Below are 16,328 nucleotides of genomic sequence, written 5' to 3'. Positions count from 1 at the left end.
AAAATAGGAATAAAGTTGTAAAATATTTCTGGGAAGTGAAAGGGGAACGAAGAAAGCTGTCGAATACTACATATTTATAGGGGAGAGAAAGAAAAATCTAACAAGTAAATTACTGGCAGGTGAATGGGATTGGTTCAAAAGAAGCAGGAAGACAGTGGGGAGCAAGTGACAAAAGCCGAGCAGGTTAATCCTGAGAAGGTTCAGAAAGTGAAGAAAGAAAAAGTAGTCAAAAGCAAAACGACAGGCAGTGGCAAAAGATTGTTTAAGATTGACCGCAGCAAGCTCAAGCTGGGCTGGATCAAGACTGATTGGGTGAAGAAACAATTTAAAAACCGGGATTGGAAAAACCTTGGAGGGTCTTCTTTCCAACAGATTAAGAAGGCAAATCCGGTTAAATCCGTAGGGGTTAAACTGTTCTTGATCTTTTTTGCGGGAATTATGATTTTTGTAGTAAGTTTAGGTCTATTATCCTATTCGAAGGCCAAAGGTACGATAGAGAAAAATGCCTCGCGTGCCAATCAGGAGACCATTGATCAGACCAAACAAAAAATGGACATTATTCTGGAGAGATTTGTCGATACATCCACACAGATTTTCTTTGATCCGGAAATGCAGTCCTTGCTACAAAAAATGTCAGATACGAATTTGACTGCGTATGATACATTCGTGAACTCAAGTTCAATCAACAAGCAACTGTCCAATGTTGCATTTACAAATAAATCTATGGAAGCGATTTATTTGGTACCTACGGACGATACAAAGTCCATTATGGGTACCGGCAGCAACAGTTCATCCATGGGCAGCATTCGCCAGGAAGCATGGTACAGTGAGTTAATTGAAGCGGGCGGTTATCGCTGGCTTCCAACAGAGGTCAAAGAAGGTGGCTCAACGCCAACGTTTAAAATTGCACGTTCCATGAAAAACTTGCAGGGGACTACTCAGTCGTATGTTCTGGTTATTGAACTGAAACTGGAAGTTTTGGAGGAACAATTGAAATCGCTTGATCTGGGGCCAGGAGCTATTCTTCAACTAATTGCTCCAGATAATAAAGTGGTTGCATCCTCCATCTCGGATCGTACAGGACAAGATACAGAGCTCGCATTTGTCAAAGAGTTGACCGAACCAGCAGGTAGTACGAATACGGAGTATACGGTAGATGGCAAATCTACGGAAATGCTGGCTGTATACAGTACGATGGATACATCCAATTGGAAACTGGTTGGTATGATACCTACCTCTGTTTTGGTTCAGGACGCAAAAGGCATTCTGACTCTGACCCTGTGGATGGCGCTGATTGATGCGGGGATTGCAGTATTGATTGGGATCTGGATGGTGCGTATGATCGCTCGTCCACTTGGCAAATTGAAAGACCTGATGCAGGAAGGTGCGAAAGGTAATCTTAAAGTTCGTACACCATATAGCTCCCAGGATGAAATTGGTCAGCTCTCGACTGCCTTCAATCTGATGATGGAGCAGATTACTAAGCTGGTTGAACAAACCAATCGTTCTGCACAGGAAGTATTGGATACGGCCTCTGAGCTGAGCAGTGCATCCAAGAAAACGGCTGTGTCTGCTTCGGAGATTGCTGTAGCTACAGAAGAGATCGCTGGCGGTGCGGGCAGTTTGGCAACCGAAGCGGAACGTGGCAATGAATTAACTGACAATATCTCTCGTCAGATGCAGAGTGTAATCGCTGCTAATGAACAGATGGGTGATTCTGCTCGTCATGTAGAGAAGTCCAGTCAGACAGGAACACAACATCTGAATCAGTTGATGACCAAAACGCAGAAGACAGAAGAAATGATTGGTGCACTGGTGAATAAGGTTGATTCACTGAAAGAGAGTACGTCTTCTGTTCTGAAAGTGCTTGAAGTGCTGCAAAACATAACGAAACAGACAAATATCCTTTCCCTGAATGCAACCATTGAAGCAGCACGTGCCGGTGCAGCCGGACGCGGATTCATGGTGGTGGCTGATGAGGTTCGTCAGCTCGCGGCTCAATCCAGACAATCCATTGAGATGGTTGGAGAGATTACAGACAAAATCATGACCGAAATGAATGAGACCGTGGATGCTTTGTCGGCAGCTTATCCTTTATTCAAGGAACAGATGGATGCGGTTAAAGACACCAACGTCATCTTTGCTTCCGTGCAGGAACAGATGGGTGCATTTGTGGAACGTCTGGGCATGGTGACAGGTTCTATTGGGGATTTGAACAAATCTCAAGGTACGTTGTCTGAAGCCATGAGCAATGTCAGCGCTGTAGCTGAAGAATCTTCTGCAACGTCCCAAGAAGTAGCTTCCTTGAGCAGTGAACAGCAAAATATCAGTAACCAGCTGGTCAATCTGTCTGGCAAACTGGAGAATGTGTCTACTGAACTGAAAGAAACCTTGTCACGCTTTACGGTTTAACAAGCCAAGGTTGAAATGAGGAGAACCTGTCCCGCACATGGGACAGGTTTTCTTTTTGTTTACCGGATAATTCCAAGCCATATCAGCAATAATATGTAAAAACGACAAAAGGTGAGATTGGGATGCATCTCCTTGCGAAACGGCGAATCTATATAACTTGTATTCTTCTAACTCTTGTCTTTGGATTGCTTATATTACGATTGGGATGGGTTCAGATCGTTCAGGTGAATCAGACGATGCCTGGATTTCACCGAACGGTACGTGAAATGTCTGTATTGCAGCGTGAACGCGGGGTGATGCTTGACCCGGGGCGGGGACAATTTACGGATTACAAGGGTGAGGCGTTGACCGGTAAGCTGCAATGGGGACTGGTTCTTTTTCCACAGGCAAGTCCATTAGAGAAATTACGCAAGCAAGGGGTATTAGAAGGCTCCGAGATGATACAGTTGGCAGCTATATTACATACCGATCCGGATCAATTGAAGAAGGAGTGGAATCAGGAAAGTATACCCCATTTCTGGACAGCAGGTACACATCAGCCTGTTCATTTGAACGCTGCCCAGGTGGAGCGCCTACGTAGTTTGCACCTGCAAGGAGCGGGCATCTATCCGATGATGACAAGGTATCTTCAGGGGCATACAGGAATGCAGTGGATGGGTTATCTGGCTGAACAGCCTGAGTCCTCCAAAGTTCTAACTGGGCATCCGGATGAAGTGAAACAGCCATTTGCCATGAAATCAGGGGCAGCTGGACTGGAAAGGACACTTGAACCCCTGTTAAGGGGAATTGGCCCTACGCTTGTATCACGTATGGTCTCGGGTGGTGGGAAGATTATCCCTGATATTCAGCCGCACGTCATTGCACCAGCCAATAGCCATTATCCTTTACGTGTAGAAACCACTGTGGATGCTGACTTACAGCGTGGGTTGGAAGAGTTGACGCAAGAATCTGGATTACAAGAAGGGGCCATTGTTGTGTTAGATGCCGCTAACGCAGATGTTCGTGCCATGATCTCCCGCCCTTTCTATCAGCCACAACATGTGGACCCCAAGCAATCGGCCTGGGGGAATCGTGCAATACAGGGAGCCGTACCGGGTTCCATTTTCAAAATTGTCACTGCGGCTGCTGCTTTGGAGTATCATGCGGTTTCTAACGGAGAAGAATTCCATTGCGGTGGTGAGTATGGAAGATATGGGTTGTCTTGCTGGAAGGAGCATGGGCATGGAGACCTGAATCTGGAGCAAGGATTCGCTGAGTCTTGCAACATCGTATTCGCGGAAACGGCGCGCAGGCTTAGTATGGAACAACTGGAGAACACGGCTGATCGTCTGGGACTCGCGCGTCCGATTGGCTGGGAGGGGAAGCAGATGGCAGGAATGCCTGTGTTAAGACACTTTGATCATGAGGATCACGGGCGTGTGAGAACAGAGGCTGTTTCTTCTGCTGATGAAGGTGCAAAAATACAGACAGCAATCGGCCAGCGCGATGTTTTGGTCACACCGCTGCAAGCTGCCAATCTGATCGTTACACTGTTACATAATGGAAAGGTTAGTGCCCCACGTCTCGTTAAGCGCATCCAATATGCGGATGGTGGCACCATGTTGGAGATGCCCTTGCATGATTCACCTTCAGCATCAGGACAGATTGCTCCCGCAACAGCGCATAAACTGTTATCCTGGATGAATAAGGTAGTTCGTGAGGGAACAGGAAAATCCCTGCAGCGTGCACGGTGGCATGTTGCAGGGAAATCAGGTACAGCTCAAGTACAGAAACATGGAGAGAAGCGCAACAATCAATGGTTCATTGGTTATGGACCGGTAGAACAACCCAAATATGCTGTAGCTGTTCTTGTCCAAAATGTCTCTCCTGACAGCCAACATCAGGCGACGGCTCTCTTCAGGAAGGTGATGGACTATCTGGCGGAGTCCTCATGATCCTTCGCAGGAACGGTACGTTGTACAGTAGACTCGGCAGAATTCGCTGAAGCCTTACTAACGGGTGGGTCCATGACCAATGGAGAGGATTCAAATTCATCTTTTGGCAGGTGAATCCACTTTTGCAGGTATCCTTGTTGTAACAGTTCTTTCAGAAGGATCAGAAGCACTGGAGATAACACTACACCAGCCAGGCCAAAGATCGAAAGGGAGATCAGCATAAACGAAAGCATCAAGTACGCCGAAGATACACCAATCGAGTTACCTGATATTTTCGGTTCCAGCAATTGCCGTGTCAGCATCGTCACTGCCAGAATCACAATCAGGCCAATCGCCAGGCTACTATTGCCAATAATGAATAAGTAGACGATCCATGGAATAAATACAACAGGAACGCCAAGCAAGGGTACCAGATCAAAAACCGCACAGACTGCTGCAATGGTAAAGGCGTTAGAGGTTCCCAAAATCAACAAACCTGCATAAATCAATACAAACGTAATGAGCATCATGATCATCTGTGCCTTCAGATACGAGCGGATTGTCTTGAACACGTGATTACGCATGAATTCAATAGCTAACTTTAATGTTTTGGGCGTTTTCGCACGGGCGAACTTGCGCCAGGATTCAATCTCGATACTGAGGAAAAATGCCAGAATAATCGCAATTCCGAAGTTCGTAATAAACGAAGAGAATGAACTGAGGAAACCTACGACGAATTGCGCTCCGCTAGTTACCCATTTGGACAGGAACCCGGTCAGTGTTGCAAAATAATCATTCGCTTTTTCCATAACTCCATCAGGGAGAGCGTCTGACTTGTCCTGAATGAATAACACCAGATTGGTGAATTCACGTTGTATCATTTCAATGTATACGGGGAAATTATCTTGAAGATTGGAAATCTGTGAAATGATAATCAAACCTACCCCAAAAAAGGCAGCGACAATTAATGCAAGAAACAACAGGACGGAGATGGCGGCTCCAAGCGTCTTGGGCAATCCTTTGCGATGTAAAAATTTGGCCAGCGGTTCAATCATCCAATACACAATGAATGATAGAAAGACCGGTGCAGCCACATGGTATAATTGACTGAAACCGTACATGATCACATACACGGTTAATACGAGCAATGCGATGTCAAAGACAGTTCGCCCGTATTTTTTGTAAAGCGGTAGCATGGACATGGCTCCTTTGATGGCAATAATTAGATTGTATTTATTGTACACGATAGCTATCTTTTTGGGAAAACAGGATTCAAGAAAAGTCTGAACTATGATAAAATTAAAGGCGGTTTATTTTAGATAGTGCCATAGTGCACCGTAATTCAGCAGGAGAAGTGGGGAGCTTGCAACATGACAACGATACTTCAGAGTATTCTACTGTGGTTATTGTATCTTTCATCTTTTTACGCCTTTATTCCAAGTTTGATCAGCAGGCTTTTTGGTTTTCGTGTATTTCGACGGGGAAGAAGTGATACACAATTTGCGTTAACGTTTGACGATGGACCAGATCCACATTATACGCCAAGACTGCTCGATCTGCTTCGTCAGCATCAAGCAAAAGCCACATTTTTTGTCGTTGGAGAACATGCAGCGAGTCATCCTGAACTCATACAGCGCATACATGAGGAAGGTCATCTTATTGGCATTCATAATTATATTCACAAGACGAACTGGCTCATGCGGCCACGTACCGTTCGAGATCAGATTCAGCGAACAGGTCAGATTATTCATGAAGTAACCGGCGTGAAGACTTGTTATTATCGTCCACCGTGGGGGATTATGAATTTGTTTGATTTTTTCAGCAAGAAAGAACGAAAGATTGTACTGTGGTCTTCCATGTTTGAAGATTGGAGAAGCCGAGTAGGTGCCCAGAGATTGACTGAACGGATGCTGAAGGAACTGAGAGGCGGAGAGGTCATGTTGCTGCATGATCGAGGAACGACCCTTGGTGCTGATGCACACGCGCCGGAGCAGATGCTTCAGGCGCTGGAAGTCGTATTACAGGAAGCTGAACGGCTTGGCCTGCAAAGCGTACGCGTTGATACGTTGATGGGAGGTATCACAGTGAGCGAATCTCAGAACAAAATGCAATTACAGACACCATTGAAACTATGGAAACGAATCGTTGTTGCCCTATGGCTGGGCTGGGAGAAGTTGTTCCACTGGGTATATCATCTACGGACGGCTTCGCCAGAGGACCCAATGCTGCACTTCAGATCACGTGTATATCACGGAGCACGGGTGGAGATGAATGATGGCCATGTCATTCAAAATGGAGATCCGGTAATAGAACTGCATTTTGACAATCAGAACTTGTTTGAACTTGGAGTGACGTCACGTTCCAGTATGCATTTGGCTATTCGCATGATTCGGACGATGGAACAGCAATTGCCGGATTTGGCACGCATGGTGGCACTCGAACCTGAGTTACGCTCTGCCAAGGCGATATACGGTGTGAGCATGATTAACAGAGGCCCAGAAAAATTCGGATTTACCATACAAGAATTGCCTCCTGGACCGTTCAGTGCTGCATCCAAAGTATACTTGAAGCTGCTGTTAAGTGTAATCCACCCGGCAGGAACCAAACGTTTGAAACAGCGTACAGAACAACTGGTACCCAAGATGATTGCCATGCCGCTGGATCTACTGTTGGAACGTTACGGTCAACATACGATGCAGGTGGCAGCAACGGTAGAAGAATCCAGAGATGAATCGTTGTTAATTGAACAAGAGATACTGCCAGAGCGGAACTAAACGGACTGATCACACCAACCAGCAAAAGAAAAGGGTTGCCCTTCGCCAGATTTGGCAGAAGAGCAACCCTTTATTTATTAGTGAATTAGATACTCAGTACGCCACCGTTGCTTGCGTTGGTAACCAGTTTGGAATAACGAGCCAGGTAACCGGTTTTTACTTTCGGTTCAAAGCCTTTCCAACCTGCGCGACGACGTTCAAACTCTTCGTCACTGATGTGCAATTCGATGATACGGTTGTTCAGATCCAGCTCGATGATGTCTCCTTCTTCAACAAAGGCGATTGGACCACCCTCAGCTGCTTCCGGAGAGATATGTCCGATACTGATTCCGCGGGATGCGCCAGAGAAGCGTCCATCGGTGATCAGACCAACTTTGGCACCCAATCCCATACCTACGATCTGGGAAGTAGGAGCCAGCATCTCAGGCATACCTGGTCCGCCTTTTGGTCCTTCATAACGGATAACAACAACATGTCCTTCTTTTACTTTGCCGTTAGCAATACCTTCGAGCGCTTGCTCTTGGGAGTCAAAGCAGATGGCAGGACCTTTGTGGTATCCGCCAACCGAAGCATCAACTGCACCCACTTTGATGATAGCGCCTTGTGGTGCAAGGTTACCAAACAATACAGCCAGGCCGCCTTTTTCGGAATGCGGGTTATCCAGGTGATGAATGACATTTGTATCCTGAATTTCTTTTCCTTCAACGTTCTCACGGATTGTTTTACCTGTTACTGTAATGCAGTCACCATGAATTGCGCCTGGTTTCTTGAGCAATTCGTTCAGCACTGCGCTTACGCCGCCTGCATTGTGAACGTCTTCGATGTGGAGATCGGAAGCAGGTGCAAGTTTCGCCAGATGTGGAACGCGGTTAGCTACTTCATTAATACGTTCGATTGGATACTCGATACCTGCTTCATGTGCCAGTGCCAGCGTGTGCAGTACTGTATTCGTAGATCCGCCCATCGCCATATCCAGTGCAAACGCATTATCGATCGCTTCAACAGTTACGATATCACGTGGTTTCAAGTCCATTTTGATGAGTTCCATCAATTGGGTAGCGGATTGTTTAACAAACTCACGACGCTCAGGAGCAACGGCAAGGATGGTTCCGTTACCTGGCATAGCCAGTCCCATCGCTTCTGCCAGACAGTTCATGGAGTTTGCCGTAAACATACCGGAACATGATCCACATGTTGGACAGCCAAACTGTTCAAGTTCAAGCAAGCTCTTATCATCGATTTTACCTGCTTGGTAAGCACCTACACCTTCAAATACGGAAGTCAGGGAAAGAGCTTTACCATTGCTGTCACGACCAGCTTTCATTGGTCCACCACTTACGAACAGGGTAGGGATGTTTACGCGAAGCGCACCCATCATCATGCCTGGTGTGATTTTGTCACAGTTCGGGATACATACCATGCCGTCGAACCAGTGTGCAGATACAACGGTTTCCACGGAATCCGCGATAATGTCACGGCTTGGCAGCGAGTAACGCATACCAATGTGTCCCATGGCAATACCATCATCTACTCCGATGGTGTTGAATTCGAATGGAACGCCACCGGCTTCACGAATAGCATCCTTTACAATTTTACCGAATTCCTGAAGGTGGACGTGGCCGGGCACGATATCGATGTATGAGTTACATACGGCAATAAACGGCTTGCCGAAATCCTCTTCTTTAACGCCCGCTGCGCGGAGCAAACTCCGGTGTGGTGCACGGTCAAAACCTTTTTTGATCATATCGGAACGCATCTTCTTGGCTGACATGGTGTATTCCCCCCAAATATATAATATTGAGCAACATGAATGGAAAAGTAAATGGCAGTGCATCTGTCGTTTAATTTCATCCGTACTCTAAAAAAAAGGACCGGCATGCCGGTGTCGAGCTCCCCGTAGTTTGTGAAATTCTTTGCTGCTTTAAACCCGTGAACACCCGGTTTTTCTATTGAGTCTATCACAACCGTCGTCATATTTCTACAATCAATAGAAAGAAGCCTCAAACCATTTTCATGGAATTAGACTTCTTGATTTGCGGGAAAGCTATGATCATGTTTCGATGTGGCGAGCGGAATTCATTAGTTGCTTCCGCCTTTGCGTCCAATCTCACGATAGAATTCCTTATTATGAGTTTCGGAGGTTGCTTCTCCGCCCTTGCGACCAATCTGCTTGTAAAAGTCAGTATCATGGGCATCTGAAGTCGCTTCTCCACCCTTTTTTCCAATCATCTGGTAGAAGCTTCGATCATGGTTCTTGGAAGTCGCTTTGCCACCTAATCTGCCAGCTTCCTCACGGCTCATCTTGTGTTCTGACGTCGGTTGACGTGCCATTACAAATCACTCCTTACAACGATAAGTTGTTTTTTGTAGCGCGTATCCCTAATTTACCACCTTATTTCCAGCCTGAAACAACACACCAGGATAGAATCGATGGTGAAGAGATCTGTCAGAGCATTAGGCCGACCGTTTAAACACCTCATGTCGATTGAAAGAAAATCGGGATATATCTGGTTCAATTACGGGTTTGAACGTGTGACGTACAGCCGGCAGAGCCAGTGTGACTGCGAAGAGTATGGCAATGACAAGTATGACTGGAATATACGCCGAGCTTCCCATATAACTGTAGACTCCGGACCAGATTGCGAGACGAACGAGAAACCCATGCAACAGGAACACATAGAGTGTGCGTCGTCCAAGGTCCGTCAGTCTGGAAGTCAAGGAAGGTACCCAAGCCAAGAACAGTGCTGCCGATGCGATTTCCAGCAAGTAGACACCCACCCGGAAGATACCGGCATACCATTCGTGGTGACCCAGTTCGGCGTACGTCATGCTGCCGAGTAACCATCCGGATGAAATGTTCAAACCACCATACCCGATCCATACCAACAGTGCAGCAGAGAGGATGGCTGCGGTTTTTCGCCCCCAACCGGATAATAAATGTGAACGGATGGTTGCTCCATAGTCATAACCGATGACAAAAAACGGCAAAAATACAAACGTACGGCTGAAGCTGAGCCAGAACCCGTCGATGGGCAAATACCCGGCAATTACACCAAGCGCAATCGATCCAATCAGCCGATATATCGGTTTCCAGGAAATCGTCAGACGAAGCAACAGTCGCCAACAGAAATGACTCGCGAGAAACCATAACAGCAAGTAAGGTGCAAAGAAGGATAGCCGCATATGGGGTGTGTGGAATACGGTGAAGTCCATCAATGCGTATAAGGACTGAAACAGTACATACTGTAGTGCAATCTGCTTCAGGACGTTTCGTCCAGATGCACCTTGGAGTGAGTGTGTCGCAAAATACCCGGTTACCCATACAAAGAGTGGCATGTGAAACGTATATATCCACAGGAACAGAGCTTCCGCTCCTGCAAAACGTGTAATGAGTGGTTCAAGTGCATTACCAGCTAGGACACAGACGATAAGCATAAATCGCAGATTGTAAAAGAAAGATTCCTGATCATCCCGGATCAGTGTCTGATTTTTCATGGTGTAGCCCCCTTATAGACCCTGTTTGCAAGGTCATTTGCATCTGTAATAAGGGTAATATGGATGTTCATTATCTATTGTGATTTAATTCACATTAGTAAGCGTTATCTTTTATCAAAGCTGTGACAACAAAATGAACGCAACGGGATTGACAACGGTTGCATAGAGGATGACAATAGAAAAAGAAGATGAGGGAATGTAACTATAAGGAGGGAAGAAATCATGTCAACGAGTCCCTATCCAAGCCCGGAAATTATTACGTTTGGGGAGAGTATGGGTTTGCTGACTGCCAAGGATACAAGAGGGCTGGAATATGCAGCCACACTGGACAAGTCTTTCGGGGGTGCTGAGAGCAATCTGGCTATTGGCGTATCCCGCCTGGGGCATACCAGTGGTTGGTTTGGACGCTTGGGCAATGATCCGATCGGCAGTATGATTCTGAAAGCCATTCGCGGTGAAAGCGTAGATGTATCCCGGGTAAGGTTGAGTGATCACGAGCCAACTGGTTTGATGATTCGTGAGAACGCTTCCGGGAAAGCCTCGGTGCATTATTATAGGAAGTTATCTGCTGCAAGTGCGATCACACCTGATGATCTTGATCCTGATTATATTGCCGGGGCGAAGATATTGCACGTTACGGGTATAACGGCAGCGATAAGCCCGTCAGGACTTGCTACGGTAGAGGCTGCCATACATATTGCCAAACAGGCAGGTGTGAAAGTAAGCTTTGATCCAAATCTGCGTCTCAAACTATGGTCTGCGGATGAGGCCCGTCCGGTTATACTGCGTTTAGCTGAACTGGCGGACTACTTTTTACCGGGTCTGGACGAGATGAAACTTCTATATAACGAAGAAAATGATCAAAAAGTACTTGAGCGTTTATCTGCCATGAATGCTGTGTGCATCGTGAAGGGTGGCCCTGATTTGACCTACGTATTGGCGAATGGTACCCTAACTGAAGTTCCGTACTTTAAGGCGGATAATGTTCTGGATACGGTAGGAGCAGGAGACGGATTCTGTGCGGGATTTTTATCGGGTTTATTAAAAGGATACTCCCCGCAGGAAGCAACCCGTCTCGGCAATTTGACCGGTTCCATGGTTATACAGGCTGTTGGCGATTGGGAGGCGCTCCCGACGTGGGGGCAGGTCGAGGCCAAGCTGAACAACGTTGCCCATGTTGAGCGTTAGTCGCTGCTGAAATCATATATGGCTCATCTTCGTTCTTAAATGTAAGGCTTGTATACACAACCACCACATTGACAAGGGAGAGAATGAAATGAAGAAGCTTCAGCTGTTGCAAAAGATTACGGACAATGGGGTTGTGGCAGTTCTGCGTGCAGATTCTGCGGATCAAGTCATTGCCATGGCCGAGCAAGCGATTGCGGGTGGCATTAAAGTTATCGAGATTACGATGACAGTACCCAGTGCACTCAAAGCCATTGAAAAATTAAGCCGTGTATACCATTGGAACACACAAGATCCAGAGAAATTCGCGATTATTGGTGCGGGAACGGTGCTTGAACCGCAAACGGCGAGAGCGGCCATCATGTCGGGTGCCGAGTTTGTAGTTGGGCCTTCCCTGAATCCGGATACGGTTCAGATCTGCAACCTGTATCGAATTCCGATTCTGCCGGGTGTGATGACGATTGCTGACGTTCAACGCGCATTGGAACTTGGCGTGGACATTGTGAAGTTGTTCCCGGGTAATCTGTATGATCCTTCGATTATCAAAACGATGAAGGGCCCTATGCCACAGGCGAATTTTATGCCAACTGGCGGGGTATCCTTGTCTAATCTGGGGGATTGGATCAAGGGTGGAGCAGTGGCTGTAGGGATCGGCTCCGACTTGACATCGGAAGCTGTGAAGACGGGTGACCTGAGTCATGTCCGTCGCAAAGCGGAACAATATATGGATGCTTACCGCAAGGCCAAGGCTGAATAATATTTTTTCAATTCGTAGAAGGGGAGCCTGATAAACAAAGGCTCCCAATTCTGTGAGCCGCGGCACCTGCGGAAGTGAAGAAAGGTGATTAACGTTGAGAAATCGGTATAATACAGGGCGCAAGAAGAGGGGCATCGGGAAATTCCTGCTCGTACTTCTGGCGCTCATTGTCATTGGATGTGGATTTGTTGCGTGGAAATTATTCACACCATACGGTCCACAGGAAACAGCTCAAACAGCTATGGAAACAGCCAATCCGGTGACGGTGAGTGAACAAGAGAACTGGATTGATTTTGTGCCAGATAAACCGACGGGGAAAAGTGTGCTTTTCTACCCTGGTGGACTGGTAAAACCGGAAAGTTATGCACCACTTGCGCATGAGCTGGCTGCTGCGGGTCATCACACGATTATTGCCAAGATGCCAGTTAACCTGGCAGTGCTTAAGCCAAACTTGGCAGATGAGATTCTGGCTGCATATTCGGACGAACAATTTGTTATGGGTGGACACTCTCTCGGCGGGTCGATGGCTGCACGTTATGTAGCCGCACATCCTGATGCACTTCACGGGATCTTCTTCTTGGCATCTTACCCGGATGAAAAAGGAAGCGTAAAGTCACTTGGAATACCTGCTTTATCTATTCTGGGTACTAAAGATGAAGTCGTGAATGCTACGAAGTATCAGAGTGGACGGATGTATCTTCCAGAAGACACGGTATATTACACCATTGAAGGTGGTAACCACGCCCAGTTCGGTGATTATGGTCATCAAAAAGGAGATGGCGAGGCGGAAGTGAGTGGGGAAGAACAGCTGAATCAGACGGTCAAGACTGTACTCGCTTGGTTAAGTACCATGAAGTAGGTTTTGATTATTCTGCATTAAGGGTTGAATGCATTTATAGCATAACTTAATGGAGGTGATATGGATGACCATGCTTCAAGTGAATGGAGTGCAGATCCCATGTAAAGGTATCCTGTTCGATAAAGATGGAACACTGCTGGAATTCCTTCAGCTATGGGGGCCGTGGGCAGAGACGTTGCTGAGTCAGTTACAAGCACGTATGAATGAGCTTGGAGCTTCATTTACGGTTGAACGGGAGCACGTCTTAGGCACCATACATAATGCAGAAGGTCACATTGTCGGCTATGATCCGCAAGGTCCACTTGCCATTGCGACTGTGGATGAATGCACGGGATTGCTTGCCGGGCAACTATATGCATCAGGCATACCATGGAATGAAGCGATCACAACGATACGCAAATTTTCAAGTGTAGCCATGAGATCGGTAAGAGAGCGCAAATCGGCTGAACCGATGCCAGGATTACTTGCTTTCTTACAAAGTTGCAGGGCAGCAGACATACCTCTGGCAGTCGTCACTTCAGACAGTACAGCGGCAGCAGAAACACATCTGGGTTGGATGGGGATACGTTCCTTTTTCACCTCCATTGTGGGCTGTGATCGGGTGACCCAGGGCAAACCGGATGGAGAAGCAGCACTCTTGGCTTGCCGTGAATTACATATCGATCCTGCGGAGGCAGTTGTAATTGGAGACAGCAATGGGGATATGCAGATGGGGCGGCACGCAGAGGTATCCTATACGCTCGGTTACTGTTCGCAGTTAGATCAAGGATCTCACCTGGTTGATGCCCATGCCAGTATTCGTCATTATAATGAGATAAGCGTGATTATATAAGTCACCCTGACCTGATTGGACTATATAAATTGAACTAACATTTACACGAAATGGAGAGGACAGAAATAACCTGAAGAAACGGAGCGTTCGCCTAAAAGCTTTCTAAAAGAAAGCTACATCGGAAGCATATGCTATCCTCGGATTTTCCCCTTAGGAAAGGAATCAAAAAAAATCTGGGGATAACAGCGATCGGAAGGTTGTTCTGTCATCGGAGTGGTCAGTGTAAATATTCTTTAGTTCAATTTATATAGTAAATAAAAGGAGGAGAGAGGATGAACGCAACAGAACAACTGGCTGCCTGGATTCAGGAAAGCTCCCGGATTGTTTTTTTCGGAGGGGCAGGGACTTCAACGGAAAGCGGGATTCCCGACTTCCGCTCGGCTGCGGGTCTGTATCAGACGGAGCAGCATTCGCCTTATCCACCGGAAGAGTTATTAAGCCGACATTTTTTTGATCAACATGCCGATATTTTTTATGATTTTTATCGTGGCAAAATGCTTCATCCAGATGCGGAACCGAATGGGTGCCATCGACTATTGGCCCGTCTGGAGCAGGAGGGAAAACTTCTGGCAGTGATCACGCAAAATATCGACGGACTACATCAGAAGGCAGGCAGTAGCAATGTTTTTGAGCTTCACGGTTCAATTCATCGTAATGCCTGCATGGATTGCAAGCAGTTTTATACGCTAAATGATATTATACAGTCCCAAGATACCGTGCCTCGCTGTACCACATGTGGTGGTGTGATCAAACCGGATGTGGTGCTGTACGAAGAGGAGCTGGATCAGACGACATTGTATCGTTCCATTGATGCACTGTCTTCTGCAGATCTGTTACTCGTGGGAGGCACGTCACTGACGGTATATCCGGCGGCCCAGTTAATTACGTATTTTCAGGGAAAACATACCGTTCTGCTCAACGCTACACCTACCGCTTACGACAGCAGAGCTGATTTGCTGATTACAGAGCCGATTGGTGAGGTAATGAATAATGTAGACCAGCTTCTTGGTTGAACGTATGGACTGAATAACCGCATTCTCCGGTATAGACCGGATACAAGAGGCGGAACCTGGGGAAAGAAGGGATTCATAATGGTCTACGTAGCAAGCGATACTCGCTATGAAACGATGAAATATAACCGCGTTGGACGTTCAGGTTTGAAACTGCCAGCGATTTCACTGGGGCTGTGGCATAATTTTGGCGGTATCAATAACGCTGAGAATGGTCGTAATATGATTACCCGATCATTTGATCTGGGTATTACACATTTTGATCTTGCCAACAACTATGGCCCACCGGCAGGTTCGGCAGAGCAGTTATTTGGACAGGTACTGGCCCAGGATTTGAAACCTTATCGTGATGAACTGGTGATCTCCACCAAAGCGGGGTATTATATGTGGCCCGGGCCGTATGGCGAGTGGGGTTCACGCAAAAATCTGGTATCCAGTCTGAATCAGAGCTTGAAGCGTATGGGCCTGGATTATGTGGATATTTTCTATTCACATCGTTATGATCCCGAAACGCCTTTGGAAGAAACGATGATGGCACTGGATCATATTGTTCGCTCGGGCAAAGCCCTTTATGTGGGGATATCCAACTATCCTGCAGAGCAGACAAGACAGGCTACCGAAATTCTGAAAGGTCTGGGTACGCCTCTGTTAATCCATCAACCGAAATACTCGCTACTGGACCGCTGGATTGAAGATGGTTTGCAGGACGTGCTGGATGAGTATGGAACAGGCAGTATTGCATTCTGTCCATTGGCACAAGGTGTGCTCACGAACAAATACTTGAATGGTATCCCGGAAGACTCACGTGCCAAAGGACCGTCGGTATTCCTGAATGAAAACAACATCTCTCCAGAGACGCTCCGCAAAGTGCGTGCGCTGAACCAGATTGCAGCAGCCCGTGGTCAGAGTTTGGCCCAATTTTCACTCTCATGGGTGTTGCGTAATGGCAGGGTAACTTCCGCGCTTATTGGCGCAAGTCGTCCTTCCCAGATTGAAGAGAATGTGGCTGCACTCAGCCAATTGGATTTCTCTACAGAGGAATTGGAACGGATTGAATCCATCCTGTCTCCAGAGCCTGATGACAAATAAAT

The 16,328-nt window shown here is 46.9% G+C and carries 12 protein-coding genes and 1 pseudogene; 9 read left to right on the top strand and 4 right to left on the bottom strand.

Features of this window, described 5'->3' with window-relative positions; translation table 11 throughout:
• The first annotated feature begins 123 nt into the window (after nucleotides 1-123).
• Both NST38_RS23655 and NST38_RS23650 read left to right on the top strand, forming a co-directional pair.
• Nucleotides 124-2,412: a methyl-accepting chemotaxis protein gene (locus NST38_RS23655; RefSeq protein ID WP_076252943.1), complete on the top strand. Its 2,289-nt coding sequence runs from the start codon at nucleotides 124-126 to the stop codon at nucleotides 2,410-2,412.
• Between the two features lie 122 nt (nucleotides 2,413-2,534).
• Nucleotides 2,535-4,346 carry a peptidoglycan D,D-transpeptidase FtsI family protein gene (locus NST38_RS23650; protein WP_076252942.1) on the top strand — a complete coding sequence of 604 codons (1,812 nt, stop codon included), beginning with the start codon at nucleotides 2,535-2,537 and terminating at the stop codon, nucleotides 4,344-4,346.
• Here NST38_RS23650 and NST38_RS23645 read toward each other — a convergent pair.
• Nucleotides 4,325-5,521 (bottom strand): AI-2E family transporter, encoded by a 1,197-nt coding sequence (locus NST38_RS23645; protein WP_076252941.1) that lies wholly within the window; start codon nucleotides 5,519-5,521, stop codon nucleotides 4,325-4,327. The genes NST38_RS23650 and NST38_RS23645 overlap by 22 nt on opposite strands.
• 174 nt (nucleotides 5,522-5,695) lie before the next feature.
• Between NST38_RS23645 and NST38_RS23640 the strand changes: the two genes are divergently transcribed.
• Nucleotides 5,696-7,099 carry a polysaccharide deacetylase family protein gene (locus NST38_RS23640; RefSeq protein ID WP_076252940.1) on the top strand — a complete coding sequence of 468 codons (1,404 nt, stop codon included), beginning with the start codon at nucleotides 5,696-5,698 and terminating at the stop codon, nucleotides 7,097-7,099.
• 85 nt (nucleotides 7,100-7,184) lie between these two features.
• Here NST38_RS23640 and ilvD read toward each other — a convergent pair whose 3' ends face one another.
• The 3 genes and pseudogenes from ilvD to NST38_RS23625 form a co-directional block, all read right to left on the bottom strand.
• Nucleotides 7,185-8,870, bottom strand: coding sequence for a dihydroxy-acid dehydratase (ilvD, locus tag NST38_RS23635; RefSeq protein ID WP_036616973.1), 1,686 nt, complete (start codon nucleotides 8,868-8,870; stop codon nucleotides 7,185-7,187).
• Nucleotides 8,871-9,187: 317 nt separating this feature from the next.
• Nucleotides 9,188-9,430: pseudogene (locus tag NST38_RS23630) on the bottom strand (KGG domain-containing protein); the annotation flags it as partial.
• A 123-nt stretch (nucleotides 9,431-9,553) separates the two neighbouring features.
• Complete coding sequence (locus NST38_RS23625; RefSeq protein WP_076252938.1) at nucleotides 9,554-10,594, bottom strand: acyltransferase family protein; 1,041 nt, start codon at nucleotides 10,592-10,594, stop codon at nucleotides 9,554-9,556.
• Between the two features lie 222 nt (nucleotides 10,595-10,816).
• Here NST38_RS23625 and NST38_RS23620 point away from each other — a divergent pair, with 222 nt between their 5' ends.
• From NST38_RS23620 to mgrA, 6 genes are all read left to right on the top strand, one after another.
• Nucleotides 10,817-11,782 carry a sugar kinase gene (locus tag NST38_RS23620; protein ID WP_076252937.1) on the top strand — a complete coding sequence of 322 codons (966 nt, stop codon included), beginning with the start codon at nucleotides 10,817-10,819 and terminating at the stop codon, nucleotides 11,780-11,782.
• An 88-nt stretch (nucleotides 11,783-11,870) separates the two neighbouring features.
• On the top strand, nucleotides 11,871-12,536 hold the full coding sequence (locus tag NST38_RS23615; RefSeq protein ID WP_017686833.1) for a bifunctional 2-keto-4-hydroxyglutarate aldolase/2-keto-3-deoxy-6-phosphogluconate aldolase: 666 nt from the start codon (nucleotides 11,871-11,873) through the stop codon (nucleotides 12,534-12,536).
• Nucleotides 12,537-12,630: 94 nt separating this feature from the next.
• Nucleotides 12,631-13,395 carry an alpha/beta fold hydrolase gene (locus NST38_RS23610; RefSeq protein WP_076252936.1) on the top strand — a complete coding sequence of 255 codons (765 nt, stop codon included), beginning with the start codon at nucleotides 12,631-12,633 and terminating at the stop codon, nucleotides 13,393-13,395.
• A 64-nt stretch (nucleotides 13,396-13,459) separates the two neighbouring features.
• A complete protein-coding gene (locus NST38_RS23605) occupies nucleotides 13,460-14,227 on the top strand; it encodes an HAD family hydrolase (protein ID WP_076252935.1) in 768 nt (255 codons plus the stop codon).
• A 272-nt stretch (nucleotides 14,228-14,499) separates the two neighbouring features.
• Nucleotides 14,500-15,240: an NAD-dependent protein deacylase gene (locus NST38_RS23600; protein ID WP_076252934.1), complete on the top strand. Its 741-nt coding sequence runs from the start codon at nucleotides 14,500-14,502 to the stop codon at nucleotides 15,238-15,240.
• 78 nt (nucleotides 15,241-15,318) lie between these two features.
• Nucleotides 15,319-16,326, top strand: coding sequence for an L-glyceraldehyde 3-phosphate reductase (mgrA, locus tag NST38_RS23595; protein ID WP_076252933.1), 1,008 nt, complete (start codon nucleotides 15,319-15,321; stop codon nucleotides 16,324-16,326).
• Nucleotides 16,327-16,328: the final 2 nt, after the last annotated feature.

This window comes from Paenibacillus sp. FSL H8-0104 (assembly GCF_038050215.1).
In the GTDB taxonomy this organism is placed as follows: domain Bacteria; phylum Bacillota; class Bacilli; order Paenibacillales; family Paenibacillaceae; genus Paenibacillus; species Paenibacillus amylolyticus.
Note: the sequence above shows the minus strand (reverse complement) of the source record. Positions and strands in the feature narration are given on the sequence as shown.